The sequence below is a fragment of the Pseudomonas sp. MWU12-3088 genome (assembly GCF_023242405.1).
In the GTDB taxonomy this organism is placed as follows: Bacteria; Pseudomonadota; Gammaproteobacteria; order Pseudomonadales; family Pseudomonadaceae; genus Aquipseudomonas; species Aquipseudomonas kribbensis.
Genome location: NZ_JALJEA010000011.1, coordinates 161,136 through 179,276, shown reverse-complemented (window position 1 = coordinate 179,276; position 18,141 = coordinate 161,136). Strand labels below are relative to the sequence as shown.

17 protein-coding genes are annotated in these 18,141 nt (G+C 61.3%); 10 read left to right on the top strand and 7 right to left on the bottom strand.

Annotation, left to right across the window (positions count from 1 at the left end):
• The first annotated feature begins 35 nt into the window (after positions 1-35).
• Genes M5B98_RS23595 through M5B98_RS23585 form a run of 3 tightly spaced genes read left to right on the top strand, consistent with a single transcriptional unit; the run spans position 36 to position 3,678 of the window.
• Positions 36-1,844, top strand: coding sequence for a sensor histidine kinase (locus tag M5B98_RS23595; RefSeq protein ID WP_248744148.1), 1,809 nt, complete (start codon positions 36-38; stop codon positions 1,842-1,844).
• Positions 1,841-3,226 (top strand): sigma-54-dependent transcriptional regulator, encoded by a 1,386-nt coding sequence (locus M5B98_RS23590; protein WP_248744147.1) that lies wholly within the window; start codon positions 1,841-1,843, stop codon positions 3,224-3,226. Before M5B98_RS23595 ends, M5B98_RS23590 begins: the two co-directional genes overlap by 4 nt.
• Positions 3,223-3,678, top strand: a complete 456-nt coding sequence (locus M5B98_RS23585) for a thioesterase domain-containing protein (RefSeq protein ID WP_248744146.1) — start codon at positions 3,223-3,225, stop codon at positions 3,676-3,678. The genes M5B98_RS23590 and M5B98_RS23585 overlap by 4 nt, the downstream gene beginning before the upstream one ends.
• A gap of 15 nt (positions 3,679-3,693) precedes the next feature.
• On the opposite strand, the gene cysQ is transcribed toward M5B98_RS23585, so the two are convergent.
• Both cysQ and nudE read right to left on the bottom strand, forming a co-directional pair.
• Complete coding sequence (gene cysQ / locus M5B98_RS23580) at positions 3,694-4,527, bottom strand: 3'(2'),5'-bisphosphate nucleotidase CysQ (protein WP_248744197.1); 834 nt, start codon at positions 4,525-4,527, stop codon at positions 3,694-3,696.
• 5 nt (positions 4,528-4,532) lie between these two features.
• Positions 4,533-5,099 carry an ADP compounds hydrolase NudE gene (gene nudE / locus M5B98_RS23575; protein ID WP_248744145.1) on the bottom strand — a complete coding sequence of 189 codons (567 nt, stop codon included), beginning with the start codon at positions 5,097-5,099 and terminating at the stop codon, positions 4,533-4,535.
• Positions 5,100-5,187: 88 nt separating this feature from the next.
• Here nudE and yrfG point away from each other — a divergent pair, with 88 nt between their 5' ends.
• A complete protein-coding gene (gene yrfG, locus M5B98_RS23570) occupies positions 5,188-5,850 on the top strand; it encodes a GMP/IMP nucleotidase (RefSeq protein WP_248744144.1) in 663 nt (220 codons plus the stop codon).
• A gap of 41 nt (positions 5,851-5,891) precedes the next feature.
• Here the strand turns inward: yrfG and lysM are convergent, their stop codons facing one another.
• Positions 5,892-6,332, bottom strand: coding sequence for a peptidoglycan-binding protein LysM (lysM, locus tag M5B98_RS23565; RefSeq protein WP_065257779.1), 441 nt, complete (start codon positions 6,330-6,332; stop codon positions 5,892-5,894).
• A gap of 137 nt (positions 6,333-6,469) precedes the next feature.
• On the opposite strand from lysM, the gene M5B98_RS23560 reads away from it, so the two are divergent.
• The 4 genes from M5B98_RS23560 (at position 6,470) to M5B98_RS23545 (ending at position 11,324) form a co-directional block, all read left to right on the top strand.
• Entirely contained in the window at positions 6,470-7,357 is an 888-nt protein-coding gene (locus M5B98_RS23560; protein WP_248744143.1) for a LysR family transcriptional regulator, read from the top strand.
• Positions 7,358-7,449: 92 nt separating this feature from the next.
• Complete coding sequence (fdhD, locus tag M5B98_RS23555) at positions 7,450-8,289, top strand: formate dehydrogenase accessory sulfurtransferase FdhD (protein WP_248744142.1); 840 nt, start codon at positions 7,450-7,452, stop codon at positions 8,287-8,289.
• Positions 8,286-10,634 carry an FdhF/YdeP family oxidoreductase gene (locus M5B98_RS23550; protein ID WP_248744141.1) on the top strand — a complete coding sequence of 783 codons (2,349 nt, stop codon included), beginning with the start codon at positions 8,286-8,288 and terminating at the stop codon, positions 10,632-10,634. Before fdhD ends, M5B98_RS23550 begins: the two co-directional genes overlap by 4 nt.
• A 210-nt stretch (positions 10,635-10,844) precedes the next feature.
• Positions 10,845-11,324: a glycine zipper domain-containing protein gene (locus tag M5B98_RS23545; RefSeq protein WP_085712724.1), complete on the top strand. Its 480-nt coding sequence runs from the start codon at positions 10,845-10,847 to the stop codon at positions 11,322-11,324.
• 63 nt (positions 11,325-11,387) lie between these two features.
• On the opposite strand, the gene M5B98_RS23540 is transcribed toward M5B98_RS23545, so the two are convergent.
• The 4 genes from M5B98_RS23540 to M5B98_RS23525 form a co-directional block, all read right to left on the bottom strand.
• Positions 11,388-11,819: an acyl-CoA thioesterase gene (locus M5B98_RS23540; RefSeq protein ID WP_248744140.1), complete on the bottom strand. Its 432-nt coding sequence runs from the start codon at positions 11,817-11,819 to the stop codon at positions 11,388-11,390.
• Positions 11,820-11,850: 31 nt separating this feature from the next.
• Positions 11,851-13,074, bottom strand: a complete 1,224-nt coding sequence (locus M5B98_RS23535; RefSeq protein ID WP_248744139.1) for a 3-hydroxyacyl-CoA dehydrogenase — start codon at positions 13,072-13,074, stop codon at positions 11,851-11,853.
• A 108-nt stretch (positions 13,075-13,182) separates the two neighbouring features.
• A complete protein-coding gene (locus tag M5B98_RS23530) occupies positions 13,183-15,111 on the bottom strand; it encodes an ATP-dependent DNA helicase RecQ (protein ID WP_248744138.1) in 1,929 nt (642 codons plus the stop codon).
• Between the two features lie 386 nt (positions 15,112-15,497).
• Positions 15,498-16,001, bottom strand: a complete 504-nt coding sequence (locus tag M5B98_RS23525; protein WP_248744137.1) for a polysaccharide deacetylase — start codon at positions 15,999-16,001, stop codon at positions 15,498-15,500.
• Between the two features lie 303 nt (positions 16,002-16,304).
• Between M5B98_RS23525 and M5B98_RS23520 the strand changes: the two genes are divergently transcribed.
• Positions 16,305-16,586 (top strand): hypothetical protein, encoded by a 282-nt coding sequence (locus tag M5B98_RS23520; RefSeq protein WP_248744136.1) that lies wholly within the window; start codon positions 16,305-16,307, stop codon positions 16,584-16,586.
• Positions 16,587-16,688: 102 nt separating this feature from the next.
• On the top strand, positions 16,689-17,816 hold the full coding sequence (locus M5B98_RS23515; RefSeq protein ID WP_248744135.1) for a hypothetical protein: 1,128 nt from the start codon (positions 16,689-16,691) through the stop codon (positions 17,814-17,816).
• Positions 17,817-18,141: the final 325 nt, after the last annotated feature.

Sequence of the window (18,141 nt, the reverse complement as noted above, 5' to 3'; positions counted from 1 at the left end):
CATAATGCGCCTGTATCCACAGGCGCCCGATGCTCATGACTCCGACCCTTCCCCGCCGCCCCCGCTGGCGTAGCCTCGCCCTGCTGGCCCTGTGCCTGGCCCCGCTGCTGTGGCCGCTGGAGCATCTGGCCGAGCGCTACTACCGCAGCGAGCTGATCGGGCAGAACCGCCAGACGCTCGACCTCTACGTCGCCAACCTGCTGGGTACCCTGCATCGCTACGAAGTGCTGCCGCAGATCCTCGGGGATCTGCCGGCCCTGCGGGCGATCATCGGTGCGCCGGACGACGGCGTCACCCAGGGCAACGCCAACCGCCTGTTGAAAAACATCGCTGCCCAGACCGGCGCCGAAGTCATGTACCTGATGGACACCACCGGCCGGACACTGGCCGCATCGAACTGGGACAAGCACGACAGTTTCGTCGGGCGCAATTTCTCGTTCCGGCCTTATTTCAGTGAAGCCATGGCCGGACGTCTGGGTCGCTTCTTCGGCCTTGGCACCACCTCTGCCAAGCGCGGCTACTTCTTCGCCGCGGCCGTGCGCAATGGCGAAAAAATCATCGGCGTGCTGGTGATCAAGGTCGACCTCGACCACACCGAAAGTCTGTGGGGCAAAACCCCGGAGCAACTGTTGGTGACCGATCACAACGGCGTGGTCATCCTGACGTCGCGTCCGGAATGGCGCTTCCGCTCGACCCGCCCATTGAGTGGCGACGAACGCTCGGCAATCACCGCGATCCAGCCGTATCCGACCCGCGAGCCGCGTCCATTGAACCTCAGCCCGACCGCCTGGCTGACCCAGACCCGGGACATCGAAGAAACCGGCTGGAGCGTAAGCATCCTGGCTCCGCGCACGCTGATTGACCGTCCGGTGCGCACTGTGGTGGCCGTCGGCGGTGCGACGTTGCTGGTGGTCATGCTTTTGCTCGGTCTGATGATGCAGCGCCGTCGCCATTACCTGGAACGGATCGCTTTCGAAGCCAAGGCGCGACGGGAACTCGAAGGCCGGGTCGCCGAACGTACCAGCGATCTGGAGGGGCTCAACCGGCGTCTGAAACAGGAAGTGCTGGAACGCGAACAGGCCCAGCAGGAACTGGTGCGTGCCCAGGACGATCTGGTGCAGGCCGGCAAACTGTCGGCGCTCGGGACGATGTCGGCGAGCATCAGCCACGAACTCAACCAGCCGCTGGCGGCGATCCGCAGTTACGCGGAAAACGCCGAAGTGTTGCTTGACCATCAGCGCACCGACGACGCTCGCGGCAACCTCAAGTTGATCAGCGAACTGACCGGGCGCATGGCGTCGATCATCGCTCACCTGCGCGCCTTCGCCCGTCGCGATCGCCACGCCCCGGAAAGCGTGGCCCTGCAACCGGCGCTGGACGATGCATTGGCGCTGCTGGCCAAACGTCGCCGCAGCATGGACGTCGAGCTGATCCGCGACCTGCCCGCCGCAACCTTGTGGGTCGAAGCCGGGGAAACCCGTCTGCGTCAGGTCCTCGGCAATCTGCTGGCCAACGCCCTCGATGCCCTGACCGAGAAAGGTCCGCCGCGCAAATTGTGGCTGAGTGCCGAATCCACCGGCGAGGGCGTCAATCTGTACATCCGCGACAACGGGCCGGGCTTCTGCATGGAAGCGCTGGGCCGCGCCAGCGAACCGTTTTACACCACCAAGACCCGCACACAAGGGCTTGGTCTGGGGTTGGCCATTTGCGAAACCCTGATGCGCGCCTTCGGCGGTGAACTGTCGTTCGCCAACCACAAGCAAGGCGGCGCCTTGATCACCCTGCGGCTGCGCGCCGGCGCGCCCGGGGTCAGCCTGCAACCGTCCGAGGATCGAAGTGCATGACCATCGACAACCGCATTCAGGTGGTGCTGATCGACGACGATCCGCACCTGCGTCAGGCCCTCGGCCAGACGCTGGATCTGGCCGGCCTGAAAATCCTTCCGCTGTCCGAAGCCAAGGGTCTGGCCGCCCAACTGGAGCGTGACTGGCCGGGGGTGGTGGTCAGCGACATCCGTATGCCCGGCATGGATGGTCTTGAGTTGCTCCATGAACTTCACGCTCAGGATCCCGAGCTGCCCGTGCTGCTGATCACCGGCCACGGCGACGTGCCGCTGGCCGTGCAGGCCATGCGCGCCGGCGCCTACGATTTTCTGGAAAAACCTTTCGCCAGCGACGCCCTGCTCGACAGCGTGCGCCGCGCACTGGCCCTGCGCCGTCTGGTACTGGACAACCGCAGCCTGCGCATGGCCCTGAGCGATCGCAACGAACTGAGCGCCCGACTGGTCGGCCACTCGGCCCCGATGGCACGCCTGCGCGAGCAGATCGGCGCGCTGGCCGCGACCAAGGCTGACGTCCTCATCCTCGGCGAAACCGGTGCCGGCAAGGAAGTCGTCGCCCGAGCCCTGCACGATCTGTCGAGCCGGCGTAACGGCCCGTTCGTTGCGATCAACGCCGGGGCACTGGCTGAGTCGGTAGTGGAAAGCGAGTTGTTCGGTCATGAGCCTGGCGCCTTCACTGGCGCGCAGAAGCGCCGGATCGGCAAGTTCGAATTCGCCAATGGCGGCACGTTGTTCCTCGATGAAATCGAAAGCATGAGCATGGACGTGCAGGTAAAACTGCTGCGCATGCTGCAGGAACGAGTCGTCGAACGCCTCGGTGGCAATCAGTTGATCCCGCTGGACATCCGCGTCATCGCCGCGACCAAGGAAGACCTGCGCCAGGCCGCCGATCAGGGTCGGTTCCGGGCGGACTTGTATTACCGCCTCAACGTCGCACCGCTGCGCATTCCGCCACTGCGTGAACGGGGCGAAGACGCGCTGGTGCTGTTCCAGCACTATGCCGACGAAGCCAGCGCTCGCCACGGTTTGCCGCCCCATGAACTGCAACCGGCGCAACGGGCATTGCTGCTGCGTCACGCATGGCCGGGCAATGTGCGGGAATTGCAGAACGCGGCAGAGCGTTTCGCCCTCGGCCTGGAACTGGCTCTGGACAACTCTCAGCCCGACGACGGCAGCGCGACCATCGAGGTCACCAGCGGTGGCCTCAGTGAACAGGTGGAACATTTCGAGAAGTCCTTGATCGCCGCCGAGCTGGCCCGCTCGCACAGCTCGGTGCGCAGCCTCGCCGAAGCCCTGGGTATTCCGCGCAAGACCCTGCACGACAAATTGCGCAAGCACGGTCTGAACTTCGCCGACAGCAGCAACCATGGAGACGAATCCGAATGAAGCACGACAGCCAATATCTGGAATCCGTCCTCCATCACGACATCCCGCTGACCCGGGACATGGGTCTCAAGGTGCTCGACTGGCAGGAACAGCAACTGCGCCTGCACTTGCCGCTGGAGGCCAACGTCAATCACAAGAGCACCATGTTCGGCGGCAGTCTGTATTGCGGCGCGGTGCTGGCCGGCTGGGGCTGGCTGCATCTGCGCTTGAAGGAAGAAGGCATCGACGACGGGCACATCGTCATTCAGGTAGGACAGATCAGTTATCCGCTGCCGGTGACCGGCGATGCCATCGCGATCTGCCCGGCGCCGAGTGCGGCCGTGTGGAAGAAATTCCTGGCGATGTATCAGCGTTACGGGCGGGCTCGATTGACCCTGCAGACGCGGATCGTCAATGCGGGCAGTGATGAGGAGGCGGTGACCTTCAGCGGGCAGTACGTGCTGCACCGCTGAGGTGTGGAAAGGTACTCAGGAGCGGGACAGTTCCAGCAGCTTCGCGCGCCATGCGGCTTTTGCCGGCAGCGCCAGGAAGAACTCGTTCAGCAGTGATTCCCGCGCCGGGTAGCAGAAGGCTTCACCGTTCAACCCCAGCACCTCGCCACCCGCGCCTTCCAGCACGCCTTGCGCCGCCGCCGTGTCCCATTGGGATGTCGGCGCCAGTCGCGGATAGCAGTCCGCCGCACCTTCGGCCAGCAGACAGAACTTCAGCGAACTGCCGATGTTGGCCAGTTGCAACTCGCCGAGGCTTGCGCTCAATCCGGCCAGCAAGCGTTCCTGTTGCGGGCTGGAATGACGGCGGCTGGCAACCACGGTGAAGGCTTCGCCAGGACCAGGCACGTCGCGCACCTTGATCGCCACCGGCGTGCCGCCTGTGTCGCCACGCCATGCACCGAGCCCGGCACCGCCGACGTAGAAACGCCCGTTGGTGGGCATCGAAACCACCCCGAACACCACGCGGCCATTTTCGATCAGGGCAATGTTGACGGTGAACTCTTCGCTGCCGCTGATGAATTCCTTGGTGCCATCCAGCGGATCCACCAGCCACCAGCGCTGCCAGCCGGCACGCACGCTTTGCGGGATGTTGGCGTCCTCTTCGGACAACACCGGGATGCTCGGATCCAGCGCCGTCAGGCCGGCAACGATCACATGGTGCGCGGCGAGGTCCGCAGCAGTCACCGGCGAATCATCGGACTTGGCGGTGACCGCCACATCGGCGCGCCAGAACGGCAGGATCGCCTCGCCGGCCTGCAGCGCCAGCTCAACCACCGGCGCCATCATCGGATGGGGAAAACTCATCGACATCTCACTCATGACTGGAAAACGCCGCGCTGGGTCAGCAGATCGCGGGCCAGGTACAACGCCGCCAGGGCACGACCTTCGGAAAATTGCGGATTTTGCGCCAACGAAGAGAGATCCCGCAGATTGACCTTGTCCACCCGCATCGGCTCCGGTTCATCGCCTTCCAGTCGCTCTTCGTACAGATCGCTGGCGAGCACCACCTGGATTTTCTGGCTCATGTAACCGGGGGACAACGACAACTCGGTCAGGTGCTCCAGTTGCCGTGCGCCAAAGCCTGCCTCTTCCTTGAGCTCACGCTCGGCAGCCGCCAGCACATCTTCGCCCGGTTCGATCAACCCTTTGGGCAGGGACAGTTCGTACTCGTCGGTACCGCCGCAGTATTCCTCGATCAGCACCGCGTGTTCGGCATCGAGCATGGCCACGATCATCACCGCGCCATAACCGGCGCCCTTGCCCACCAGCCGCTCGTAGGTACGCTCCACGCCGTTGGAAAAGCGCAGCTTCAGCTCTTCGACGCAGAACAGACGGCTGGTGGCGACGATTTCCCGGGCGAGTACGGTTGGTTTCTGGCGCATGCAAAGCTCCTTGGCGTGAACGCGCTACTATAACGCGGCTTTTCCGATTGTTTGTGTCGGATATCTTTCTACCGTTCGAGACATTGCCATGCCTTCATTACCGTGGTCCGACATCGATACCGTTCTGCTGGACATGGACGGCACGTTGCTGGATCTGCACTTCGACAACCACTTCTGGCTGGAACACCTGCCACAGCGCTACGCCGAACTGCACGGTGTCAGCCGGGCCATGGCGGAAATGGAATTGCAGCCGTTGTTCGAGCGCCATGCCGGTCAATTGCAGTGGTATTGCCTGGACTTCTGGAGCGCGGAACTGAAGCTGTCGGTGCGTGAACTGAAACTGGAAACCGCCCACCTGATCGCGTTGCGCCCCGACGCCGACACTTTTCTCGCCGCGATCAAACGGGCCGGCAAACGTGTGGTGATGATCACCAATGCGCACCGCGATTCGCTGTCGCTGAAACTGGAACGGGTTGAACTGGCGCCCTACTTCGAGCGGCTGATCAGCTCTCACGATTACGGATTCCCCAAGGAGAACCCGCAGTTCTGGGACGCCTTGCAGGCCGATATCGGATTCGATCCGGCGCGCAGCCTGTTCATCGACGACACCTTACCGATCCTGCGCAGTGCACGGAATTTCGGGGTGGCGCATTTGCTGGCGGTGAAGGAGCCGGACAGTCGCAAGGGGCCGAAGGACACGGCGGAATTTGCGGCGGTCGAGGATTATCGGGATTTGATCAGCGGACTCTGAACGTTGCAGGAGCTGCCGAAGCAGCTCCTGCAGGTGTGTTGTCAATCAGGAATACGCAGCGTCTGCCCCGGATAGATCTTGTTCACATCCTTGAGCATTGGCTTGTTGGCCTCGAAGATCTTGTTGTACTGATTGGCGTTGCCATACACCGCCAGGGAAATCGCACTGAGGGTGTCGCCCTTTTTCACCACCACAAAACGTGCGGCGGCCACCACTGGCCCGGTCACGGTGATCTGGTCATCGACACTGCCCACGCCTTCGATGTTGCCGACGGCCAGCAGAATCTTTTCTTTCTCTTCCTGGCTCGCCACCTCGCCGGTGACCGTCACCTTGTCGCCATCCACGGTGGCCTGGACATTCGGGTTACCCAACCCGACCTTGCTGATGTGTTCCTTCAACTGCTCGCTGGCATTGGCGTTGCCGGGGGTCAGCAGGTCGATCAGTTTCTCACCCGCCTCTTTTACAAAGCTCAAAAGACTCATAGCGCACACTCCTTGATTTAAGTTCCAGACGCCCAAGCCTAGACCACCCCGAACCCCACCGGTTCCGGCCCGACCAATGACCCTGCTCCCGTACAAGCGGTAGAATCGCCCACCCTTGCCAGCGCCCCGGAGCGAAGATGGACATCAAGCAGCTGAAATTCCTCATCGCCCTCGACGAAACCCGCCACTTCGGCCAGGCCGCCGCCCGCTGCCACATCACCCAGCCGACCTTGTCGATGCGCTTGCGCAGCCTCGAAGAAGAACTCGATCTGCCGCTGGTCAATCGCGGTCAACGCTTCGAAGGTTTTACCGCGCCAGGCGAACGAGTGCTGGCCTGGGCCCGTACCGTGCTGGCGGCTTATGACGGCTTGCAGGCGGAAGCGGCGGCCTGTCGCGGCAACCTGATCGGCACCTTGCGCCTCGGGGTGGTGCCGCTGTCGAGTTTCGATCCGCTGCCGCTGATGCAACGCCTGCACGCTGCACACCCGGAGCTACGTTTCGAACTGTCGGCACTGAGCTCCGAGCAGATCCTCGAACAACTGGCGGACAACCGGATCGACATCGGCGTGTCCTATCTGGATCGTCTCGACAACGAACGTTTCGAATCCCTGGCCTTCGACGAAACCCGCATGGGCCTGCTCTACGATCAGCGCTCCTTCAGTTTCGGCGAAGCACCGCTGAGCTGGCAGGCGCTGATCGAACTGCCGCTGGGCATGCTCACCAGCGGCATGCACTTTCGCCAGTCCATCGACCACAACTTCCATAGTCGCGGCCTGACACCGCAGCCACTGTTGCAGACCGACGCCGTGCATCAATTGTTACAAGCTGTGCACGGCGGATTCTGCTGCGCGATCATGCCGCTGGACGGCGGCCTCGAACGCCTCACCGATCACCTGCGGCTGCAGCCTATCGAAAACGCCCAGACCCTCGCCCGACTGGGCCTGATCATGCGTCGCGGTGCCCCGCGTTCGGCGCTGGCCGAGGCCTGTTTCGCGCTGTATCAGAAATCGCCAGCGGTCGCTTGATCGACGGCATCTATCGATAGATCGACACTAGCGATTAGACGCGACAAGTTGCCGCGCCTAGTCTTAACGTTGATCAATCCGTCGGTGATGCCATGAACGCCAAGCGCCCGGCCTGCGCGGCGCCTGCACTCGAAACGCCCGCGCCCGCCGCCAGTCAGACCTACAGCTACAGCGACCTGCCCCTGGCGGAGTCGGCCAGCACCGCGCTGGCCGAGGAAGTCGCGCTGGCGATTGCCTACAACGGCATCAGCCAGGCCGTGATGCTGGTGACACCGACCGACCTCGAAGACTTCATCGTCGGCTTCAGCCTCGGCAGCGGCATCATCGAAGACGCCACCGACATCTATGACCTGCAACTGACCGGCTCGGGCTCGGCGCAGTACGCCCAGGTGACCATCGCCAATCGCGCGTTCTGGAATCTCAAGCAACAACGTCGGCAACTGGCCGGCACCAGCGGCTGCGGTTTGTGCGGTGTGGAGGCGGTGGAACAGGCGTTGCCCGACCTGAAGGTCTTGCCCGGCGCGCCTTTGCCACCGATCGAGTGGCTCGACGGTCTGCGCCAGCGCATCGGCGCGTTTCAGCCGCTTGGCCAGCATTGCGGCGCGGTGCACGCGGCGGTGTTCATGAACGCCAGCGGTGAATTGCTGCTGGGCCGTGAAGACATCGGCCGGCACAACGCTCTCGACAAACTGATCGGTGGCCTGATCCGGCAAAAGATATCCACAAGCGGCGGCCTGGCGATTGTCACCAGCCGTTGCAGCCTCGAATTGATCCAGAAAGTCCTGCGCGCCGGGATCCAGACCCTCGTCAGTCTGTCCGCGCCCACCGGCCTCGCCGTGCAGTGGGCCCGTCGGCACAACCTCAATCTCATCCACCTGCCGCAGAAAAATGCGCCGCGGGTGTATAGCCCAGAAATGGAGAAACACCCGTGAGCCAACACCATCAAGCCGACCAGAAACCCGTCCCGCGCTACAAGCCCTACAAGGGTGCCGCCGGCGGCTGGGGCGCACTGATCAGCGTGGCCCAGGCCTGGTTGACCAGCGACAACGCGCTGAAAAACCTGCGCATGATGCTCAAGACCAACCAGAACGGCGGTTTCGACTGCCCGGGCTGCGCTTGGGGCGACTCGCCGGAAAGCGGCATGGTCAAGTTCTGCGAGAACGGCGCCAAAGCGGTGAACTGGGAAGCGACCAAGCGTCGGGTGGACGGCAAATTCTTCGCCAAGCACAGCGTCACCGCGTTGCTGGAACAGAGCGACTACTGGCTCGAGTATCAAGGTCGCCTGACCGAGCCGGTGGTGTATGACGCCGAAACCGATCGCTACAAGCCGATCAGTTGGGACGATGCCTACGCGCTGATCGGCAAACACCTGCAAGCGTTGTCGAGCCCGGACCAGGCCGAGTTCTACACCTCGGGTCGCGCCAGCAACGAAGCGGCCTACCTGTATCAACTGTTCGTCCGCGCCTTCGGCACCAACAACTTCCCCGACTGCTCGAACATGTGCCACGAGGCCAGCGGTGTGGCGCTCGCACAAAGCGTCGGCGTCGGCAAAGGCACCGTGACCTTCGACGACTTCGAACACGCCGATGCGATTTTCGTCTGGGGCCAGAACCCGGGGACAAACCATCCGCGCATGCTTGAACCGCTGCGCGAAGCGGTGAAACGCGGTGCTCAGGTGGTCTGCATCAACCCGCTGAAAGAGCGCGGTCTGGAACGCTTCCAGCACCCGCAGCACCCGATCGAAATGCTCACCAACGGTGACAAACCGACCAACACCGCCTATTTCCGCCCGGCACTCGGTGGCGACATGGCAGTGCTGCGTGGCATGGCCAAGTTCCTGCTGCAATGGGAACGCGATGCGCAGAAGGCCGGCGCACCGGCAGTGTTCGATCACGACTTCCTCAATGAACACAGCGTCAACGTGCTGGAGTACCTCGGCGTCGTCGATGACACGCCGTGGGAGCAGATCGTTGCGCAGTCCGGCATGACCCTGGTCGAGATCGAGCAAGCGGCGCGCATGTATGCCAAAGGCAAGAACGTGATCATGTGCTGGGCGATGGGCATCACCCAGCACCGCCACTCGGTGCCGACCATCCAGGAAATCGCCAACCTGATGCTGCTGCGCGGCAACATCGGCAAGCCCGGCGCCGGTCTGTGCCCGGTGCGCGGCCACAGTAACGTGCAGGGCGACCGCACCATGGGCATCAACGAGCGTCCGCCGGTAGCGTTCCTCGATTCTCTGGAACGGCGCTTCCAGTTCAAAGTCCCGCGCCACAACGGGCACAACGTGGTCGAAGCGATTCACGCGATGGCCGAAGGTCGCGCCAAGGTGTTCATCGGTCTGGGCGGCAACTTCGCCCAGGCCACGCCGGACAGCCCGCGCACCTTCCAGGCCCTGCGCAACTGCGACCTGACCGTGCAGATCAGCACCAAGCTCAACCGCAGCCACCTGGCCCACGGCAAGGACGCATTGATCCTGCCGTGCCTGGGTCGTACCGACATCGACATCCAGACCGAAGGCCCGCAGGCCGTCACCGTGGAAGACTCGTTCAGCATGGTGCACGCCTCCAACGGTCAGTTGCAGCCGCTGTCGAATCAGATGCGCTCGGAGCCGTCGATCATCGCCGGCATCGCCGCCGCCACACTGGGCAACAAACCGGTGGACTGGAACTGGCTGGTGGCCGACTACCGACGCATCCGCGAACTGATCGCCGACACCATCCCCGGCTTCAAGGACTTCAACGAGAAGGTCAAGAACCCGGGCGGCTTCTACCTCGGCAACAGCGCCGGCGCGCGCAAGTGGAACACCACGTCGGGCCGGGCCAACTTCAAACCGAACATGCTGCCAAAAGACCTGATTCACGAGCGCACCCGCGCCACCGGCAAACTGCCGGACCTGATCCTGCAATCGATGCGTTCTCACGATCAGTACAACACCACGATTTATGGTCTCGACGACCGTTATCGCGGCGTGAAAGGACAGCGTGACGTGCTGTTCGCCAACGAAGCGGACATCATTCGCCTGGGCTTCAAACCGGGGCAGAAGGCAGACATCGTGTCGCTGTGGGACGATGGTCGCGAGCGTCGGGTGAAGGGCTTCACGCTGCTGGCGTTCGATATTCCGGCGGGTCAGGCGGCTGCCTACTATCCAGAGGTGAATCCGTTGGTGCCGCTGGAAAGCACCGGGGACGGCAGCCATACGCCGACGTCGAAGTTCATCGCCATTCGTTTGGAAGCGGCGAGCGAGACGGGGTTGATCATGGCCAAGTCGGCCTGATACAAAACTTTTCTGCGCCCACAAAAAAGGCCGCTTTTGCATAAAAGCGGCCTTTGTGAAGTAGTTAAAGACCGGCCAAAATCGGTTAAGTTCCACTCAAAAATCAGTAACTTGCATAATTGTATACAAGTCGTGTTATTCGTCGGATTTCGATTGTCAGCCTTGTTACACAGCCTCAGGATCGCGCCGTCATCCCTTTGAGGCTCCTCTATGAAGTTCTCCCAGATTCTCTTGTTGTCCCTTGGCCTGGTCAGTGGCTTCGCTTCTGCCGGAGGCACCACCGAAGCAGGTGTGGGCGGCGCATTGGGCGGGGTTCTTGGCTCGGTCGTCGGTCAGTCTTTAGGCGGCAGCACAGGTTCAACCATTGGCGCGGCCCTGGGCGGCGCGGGTGGTAGCGCGGTTGGCGCCAACAAACACAGCCGTGGCGAAGCCGCCATTGGCGGTGCATTGGGCGCAGCCGGCGGTAACGTGGTCGGCCGCAGCATGGGCGGCACCACCGGCAGCCTGATCGGTGCCGCAGCAGGTGGCGGTGCCGGTGGCGCGCTGGGTAACTACATGGGTAACGAAAGCAATCGCGAAGACCGTCGTTATGATCGCGGCCGTGATGATCGTCGCTACTACCGTGACTACCACCATGGTCGCGGCCATGCCTACGGCCATCGCAAGCATCACCGCTACTATCGCGACTGAGGCCTGACCTCGTTGCCGGTACAGCCAGATCGCAGCTCCCCCGAGCTGCGATTTTTTTGCCTGTCAGACCGCCAGTCGCTCCAGCGCCCCGCGCAAACCGTCCGGGATCGCCACAGGCTGATTCGACGCCCGATCAACGAATACATGAACGAAGCGCCCCGCCGCGCAGGCTTCATGCTCGCCAGCCTTGAACACCGCCAGCTCGTACTGCACTGAACTGTTACCCAGTTTGCCGACCCGCAGACCGATCTCGATCCGGTCCGGAAACGCAATCGAGGCGAAGTAATCGCAGGACGAACTCACCACAAACCCCACCACCTCGCCATCGTGGATATCCAGACCACCGACCTGAATCAGGTAGGTGTTCACGGCCGTGTCGAAAAAGCTGTAGTAGGTGACGTTGTTGACGTGACCGTAGGCATCGTTGTCATGCCAACGCGTGGTGATCGGCTGGAAATGCGGGTAATCGGCGCGTTGCGGCATCGGGTTGGACATCAGTGTCGGTTCCTTGAGTGATCGGCCCAGTCTAAAGGTAAAAACCCTTTCCTCGCGCCGCCAGCTCGCCAATCAATTGGGCCGGCCGCCATTGATCGCCCTGCCGCGTTTCCAGCGCCAGCAACCGCTTGTGAATGTCTGCCAGTCCCTGATCGTCCGCCCAGGCCATAGGCCCGCCCCTCTCTGCCGGGAAGCCGTAGCCATTCAGGTAGACCTGATCGATGTCATGGGCCGACTCGGCAATCCCTTCCTGCAGGATTTTCGCGCCTTCGTTGACCAACGCCAGAAGGCAACGCTCAAGGATCTCCTCGGACCCGATGTCACGGCGATGAAACCCCAGACCTTCGCTGACGCTCAACACCAGCGCGTCCACCTCGGGGTCATGCTCGGCCTGACGACTGCCCGGCTCGTAGTGGTAATAGCCGTTACCGGACTTCTGTCCGAACCGCCCCAGCTCGCACAAGCGGTTATCCACCTGGATCTCTGGCGCGTCCTGGCCCTTGCCGGCCAGCTCCCGGGCACGCCACTCCAGGTCGATGCCGACCACGTCGTACATGCGAAACGGCCCCATGGCAAAACCGAAGCCCTGCAACGTCGCGTCGATCTGCTGTGGCCAGGCCCCTTCGAGCAGCATCTTGCGCGCCTCGAGCACGTAAGGATGAAGCATGCGGTTGCCGATAAATCCGTGACAGTTGCCCGACACCACACTGACCTTGCCCATGCGCTTGCCCAGCTCGAGAGCCGCTTCCAGCACGGCTGGCGAGGTTCGCGCGCCACGGACGATTTCCAGCAATTTCATGATGTGCGCCGGGCTGAAAAAATGCAGGCCCAGCACTTGCGTCGGGCGTCGTGTTGCGGCTGCGATGGCGTCAATGTCCAGCGCCGAGGTGTTGCTCGCCAGCAGGGCCTCGGGCTTCAGCAAGCCATCGAGTTCACGGAAGATCTTCTGCTTGAGCTCGAGATTCTCGTACACCGCTTCGATCACCAGATCGACATTGCGAATCGCCACATAATCCGCCGCCGCGCTGACCCGGGCGATTCGCGCATCGGCCTCAGCCTGATCGATCCGCCCCTGACGCACGTTGTGCGCATAGGTATCGGCCACCGCCTTCAGCGCCTGCTCGAGCATCTGCGGATTGTTATCGACCCATTGCACTGACACGCCGGCGTTGGCCAGGCACATGACAATGCCGCGGCCCATGGTGCCGGCGCCGATCACGGCAGCCTGGCGGATTTCGAAGGATGTCTGGCTCATGTTGTGCTCTTGTTGGAGATCCAAAGACAGCCTTCACCATAGTCAGCCACCGGGCATTTTTGAAGTTTATTGCCGTGATGATCGACATTCAGCAGATGGATTCGATGCTCAAAGATGCGCCTGAGCCCATGCCCTTACATCCGCGTAGGGATACTCCTCAAACGCCGCATACCCGGCAATGGTCCGCGCCTTGAGCCTGGTGAACAGCGGCACGCTGATCCCGCACAGAAACCGCGTCAGCCGCTCCGCCGAAGGCGCACTGCCGGTCTGTTGCTCGTGCCTGTGGATAAAATCGCCGCACAACGCCGGGAAACTTTTATCCACAAGCGCCGGCAATTCCGGAGGCGCCGGCAGCCGGGCGATCTGCCCGTGACACACCGAGCAATGCCCGCACCGCTCGGGGGCGTTGTGATCACCGAAGTACTCCGCCAGTCGATAGCCCAGGCAACGCTCGGTGGCGAACAATTCGAGCATGGCGTGAATCCGCGCCACTTCGGTCTGTTCGTGACGGGAGAAGTAATCATGCAGCTCGCCACTTAAAACCTGACTGTCGAAGGCGCTGTGCAGCACGTTGTAGACCTCGGTCATCTGTTTGCTTTCCAGCTCGACCCAGCCCTTTTCCTGAAAGTAATCCAGCGCCTTCACCACGCGGTTGCGCTCAGCGGAATGTTGCGTGTACATCGCCTCGAAATTCACCGTGGCCCAGGTCCGCGCGCGGCTCGAGGTCTGGATGATCGCCGCGATGAAATCCCTGCGCTCGCCCTCGAAACGTTCAAGCAACGCCTCGGGTTCCATCAGGTACTTGAAACGGTATTCGGCGTAGTACGCGTAGCGCGGGGCAATCAACCCTCGCAGCTCCAGCTGCACCAGCAACGTCTTCAATGGCAGCGCACGGATGTTGCTCTGATCCGCCAGCGGCCCGAGCAAAAACTCCCACTGACCTTCAGGTGCAGCGGCCTGCAATTCATCCAGTACATGACGAATGCCGTCGCGCTCCGGCGTGTCGCCGTAGACGAAGTTTTCCAGCACATTGAGGCTGTCGCGGTTAGCCAGCACCAGGCAGTCAGACGGTTGCCCGTCACGCCCGGCGCGGCCGATTTCCTGGCTGTAGTTTTCGATGGATTTGGGCAGGTCGAAATGCACCACGTTGCGGATGTCGCTCTTGTCGATACCCATGCCGAACGCGATGGTCGCGACGATGCAATTGGACTGCCCACCCATGAAGCGCTTCTGGATCGCGTCCCGTTGTTCGTGAGGCAGTCCGGCATGGTAAGCCTCGGCCTGAATGCCATTGCGCCCCAGATGCTCGGCGATGTGTTCGGCGGTTTTCTGCAGAGTGACGTAGACGATGCTCGGCTGGCCCGCCCGCTCGGCCATCCACTGCACCAGCCGTCGGCGCTTGTCCTCACCGCGCACCGGCTCCACCAGCAGGTTGAGGTTGGGCCGATAGAAACCGGTGGTCACCACATCCTCGGCAGCGATAGTGAATTTCGCCTGCATGTCGGCGATGACTTTCGGCGTTGCCGTGGCGGTCAGCAGCAGGGTCTGCGGGATGTTGAACTGGCGCTGGTAGTCCGGCAGCTTGAGGTAGTCGGGGCGGAAGTTGTGGCCCCATTCGGAGATGCAGTGCGCCTCATCCACCACCAGCAGCGAGATCGGCACCTGCTGCAAAAAATTGCGAAAACGCTCGTTCTTCAAGCGCTCCACGGAAATCATCAGGATCTTCAGCTCACCCGAACGGGCGCGGGCCATCACATCATTGGCGTCTTCGCGGCTCTGCGCCGAGTCGATGCTCCCCGCCGAAATGCCGTGGCGCCGCAAGAATTCGAGCTGGTCCTGCATCAGCGCCAGCAACGGCGAGACCACCAGCGTCAGGTGTGGCAGCAGGAGAGCCGGCACCTGGTAGCAAAGGGATTTTCCCGACCCGGTGGGAAAGATCGCCGCCGCCGAGCGCCCGGCGAGCACAGCGCTGATTGCCGCTTCCTGACCGGGTCGAAACTGTGGATAACCGAAAACCTGTTCCAGGGTGTTATGCATTCGCTGTCACTCCGTTGACCGCTGTGATGCCAACAGCCTAGCGGGCGATCGCAGCGAATCGAGAAAAGGTCGGGGGGCAAATCGATACGGGATGATACAGCGTCGGCGGCCACGCCACGGGATCAAACAAATGAAACACTTTGTTCATCGCCGTGTGAATCGACCTGAGGGTAATGTCCGTCACGCGTCGAGCCAGGACGGCCGATGCCCATGGATTTTTATCAAGGAGTGAACATGTCGAACCGTTTGAAACTGCCCTTCGCCCTGATCTTTGCATCCCTGTTACTGAGTGGATGCACGCCCTCTCCCGACAACTTCCCACCGCCGTGGGCGTCCGCCGTGACAACGGGTGAAACCCTTTCGGCCTGACACCCGCAAAAGCAGCTTTATGGCCGCAACACGGCCACCCGCAGTTGCTCATCCAGTACCCGCTCATGCACGTCCAGGCTCTTGCTTGCCCATTGTGCATGGGCCGGGCTGATATCACCGGTGAATGCCGCCGCCAACTGGCGCAGATCGGCGACGCTGCGCACCCGTGGGCAAAACGCTTGTTCATCACAGTTCTGACTGGCATTGCGATAGGTGTTGAGCAGGCGATCCCACAGACCGTCGCGCACTTGCCGGATCGACTTGAGCTGCATTTGCTGCACGCCCAGTCGTTGCTTGAGTCCCGCTTCGTCCAGCGCTTCGCTGGCCAATAGGGCCTTGCCGAAGATCAGCACTTGCGCGCGGGAAGCCGTATCGATGTTGTCCTGAGTGGTGAGCGCTTCCGGCCAGCCACTGCGTTCCAGATTGGCAAGCGCCAACCCGTTGGCCGTATCGGAGGCCACTGCCACGCAACAACCACTGGCCCACAGCAAAATGATCGAGGCCATTCGTAGCCACTGCATACCTAATTCCCTTTAAGCGTGTGTCGGACGTCTGGAAACGCCCTACGGATTCTGGCGCGCACCATACAGAGGTTTAACGGGAATCGCCCGACAAACACGTGGGAAATTTCGCTGATCAGGGTTTGGCTGTGAAAAAGCCTGGAAAACGCGTAGGGCAAATGCCCGAACCCCGGAAAAACCCCTACGAATTCTGTCCATCGTGGCTGTCTTGTTCCGCTCGAGGGCGCCCTTCTATAGTGGCCGGCGCGACTGAAAACATTGTGTCGGCCCGCCAAAGCGACTTCGTAAAGGACACACCCGATCATGAACATGTTCAAACCGCTCAACTCCCGATATCGCTCACTCACAACCAGCTATAGCGAAACGCCCGTGCTGGTCATTGATACCGAAGCGAGCCACCGCGATCTCCTCGATGCCGCCGAACAGCGACTGCGTGCAGCCAACAACCTGCTGGAAACTCTTTACTGCCTGTGTTTCAAACAGGCTGATGTGAAAGACATCCCCAACATCGTCAATGCGCTTTATTTATTGACACAGGACGGCTGTGACTTGCTGGAAGTTGCCAGACAACGAACAAACAACTAACGCCACCCGCCAAACTTACAAAGTTCGCAACAACCCTTCGCTTCCATTACTGCAAAGTTAAGAACTAGCCTGTTTGCTCTTTCATCAACCAAGAGCAACAATATGACTACGCTGACAATTTTCTTTTGCGGTACAGGTTCCACAAAGTTTGACGATTCCCACGAAAACTATTGGGACGGCGAACTGGTTTCCACTCTCGCCTCCCATCACGCCGGTCGCGAGTTTGCCGAATGGATCGTGGTCGATGGCCCCGGCACCAGCAACCTGCAGGCCGATGAACTGTTCACCAAAATCAAGGACTATGGCCTCAGCGGAACCCTGTTCGGCAAGGGCTGGGAGGAAAACGTCCAGCACGCGATGAACATCATCAAAGGTAAGTGCGACTGGCAGCGCGAGCAATTGACCGAAGCGGAATACAACCGCCTCAAGGCTGCCGGCATTCCGATTGAAGATGTAAAGGTCGAGGGCTCCTGGCTATGGCGCAAATATAACTATGGCGAACGCAGCGTCACGCAACAAAAGTTACAGGAGCAGATCATTAAAACTTTCCGCAAGGACGGTGTCATTCCAACAAAGGTCAATCTGGTGGGTTGGAGCCGTGGCGGCATTAGTTGCCATATGCTGGCCAATGCCATGTTCAACGACAGTGTGCTGAAAAACATTCCGGTGAATATCTTCGCCATTGATCCCGTGCCCGGTATCGGTAACTTTCAGGAACACCGGGTAAAGCTCAATCACAACGTGAAAGAGTACGTGGGCTTTTATGCACGAGACGAACGCTCCAAGGGTTTCAGCTGCGTCATCCCGCAAACCGCGACCGGCACCAAAACCAGCATTTTCCCCATGCCAGGTCGTCACGCCACCCTGGTCGGCAATGCTTCGGCCGATGGCGTCAGTGGTTCGAAGGTTGTGGCCGAACCGGGCCTGATCGTCCGTCACTTTGCCGAGGTGTGCCTGAAACGCTGGGGCACCGTGCTCGACAAGAACCTCAACCTTACTGACGCCGACCTTCGAAACCACACCGCCGCCATCGTCAACGCGGCAGCGAAGTACAAGGCCATGGAGAAGTGCTCCTACACCTGGTTCACCGAACTGGACCAAGGCGAACGCTATGTGTCGCTGGGCAGCAAGGGCGTCCCGTTCTCGACGGTGAAAGGCACGATCTACACCCCGGCGACCGGGCTGACGACGAGTGTGCTGGATGTTGAGGCGTATCGGGCGATTCGTTGAAAACCGTGATTGATCTGTAGGAACGGCCTGCTCGAATCTGCATCCCGTTCCTACACACAGCGACGCCTTGTCTTCTATCGGCGCCGTTAGGTCGAAACCTATAGTTGTGACTGTCGCTGCCAATTCAGCGGCTCGGGCTTGGTCACCCGATTGGATCATGCATTCGCGTCCGCTGTATGCTGCCGGTACTCAATTGCCAGCAGCGTTATGGTGGCTGTGTTTGGGACGCTTTCGAGCGTGCCGGGTATGTGCATGATCCTCACCGGTTGACCAACCCGAACACAGTCGCCTCCAGTCGCTTGGTCACGATTTGGTGGCTTCATTC

What these genes read in the sequence shown, in the direction of transcription:
- M5B98_RS23540 (WP_248744140.1), bottom strand. Translation starts at nt 11,819, where the DNA reads ATGTCCAACCCGATGCCGCAACGCGCCGATTACCCGCATTTCCAGCCG.
- M5B98_RS23595 (WP_248744148.1), top strand. Translation starts at nt 36, where the DNA reads ATGACTCCGACCCTTCCCCGCCGCCCCCGCTGGCGTAGCCTCGCCCTG.
- cysQ (WP_248744197.1), bottom strand. Translation starts at nt 4,527, where the DNA reads ATGTCGATGAGTTTTCCCCATCCGATGATGGCGCCGGTGGTTGAGCTG.
- M5B98_RS23525 (WP_248744137.1), bottom strand. Translation starts at nt 16,001, where the DNA reads ATGCAGTGGCTACGAATGGCCTCGATCATTTTGCTGTGGGCCAGTGGT.
- M5B98_RS23535 (WP_248744139.1), bottom strand. Translation starts at nt 13,074, where the DNA reads ATGAGCCAGACATCCTTCGAAATCCGCCAGGCTGCCGTGATCGGCGCC.
- M5B98_RS23520 (WP_248744136.1), top strand. Translation starts at nt 16,305, where the DNA reads ATGAACATGTTCAAACCGCTCAACTCCCGATATCGCTCACTCACAACC.
- nudE (WP_248744145.1), bottom strand. Translation starts at nt 5,099, where the DNA reads ATGCGCCAGAAACCAACCGTACTCGCCCGGGAAATCGTCGCCACCAGC.
- yrfG (WP_248744144.1), top strand. Translation starts at nt 5,188, where the DNA reads ATGCCTTCATTACCGTGGTCCGACATCGATACCGTTCTGCTGGACATG.
- M5B98_RS23515 (WP_248744135.1), top strand. Translation starts at nt 16,689, where the DNA reads ATGACTACGCTGACAATTTTCTTTTGCGGTACAGGTTCCACAAAGTTT.
- lysM (WP_065257779.1), bottom strand. Translation starts at nt 6,332, where the DNA reads ATGAGTCTTTTGAGCTTTGTAAAAGAGGCGGGTGAGAAACTGATCGAC.
- M5B98_RS23585 (WP_248744146.1), top strand. Translation starts at nt 3,223, where the DNA reads ATGAAGCACGACAGCCAATATCTGGAATCCGTCCTCCATCACGACATC.
- fdhD (WP_248744142.1), top strand. Translation starts at nt 7,450, where the DNA reads ATGAACGCCAAGCGCCCGGCCTGCGCGGCGCCTGCACTCGAAACGCCC.
- M5B98_RS23560 (WP_248744143.1), top strand. Translation starts at nt 6,470, where the DNA reads ATGGACATCAAGCAGCTGAAATTCCTCATCGCCCTCGACGAAACCCGC.
- M5B98_RS23545 (WP_085712724.1), top strand. Translation starts at nt 10,845, where the DNA reads ATGAAGTTCTCCCAGATTCTCTTGTTGTCCCTTGGCCTGGTCAGTGGC.
- M5B98_RS23590 (WP_248744147.1), top strand. Translation starts at nt 1,841, where the DNA reads ATGACCATCGACAACCGCATTCAGGTGGTGCTGATCGACGACGATCCG.
- M5B98_RS23530 (WP_248744138.1), bottom strand. Translation starts at nt 15,111, where the DNA reads ATGCATAACACCCTGGAACAGGTTTTCGGTTATCCACAGTTTCGACCC.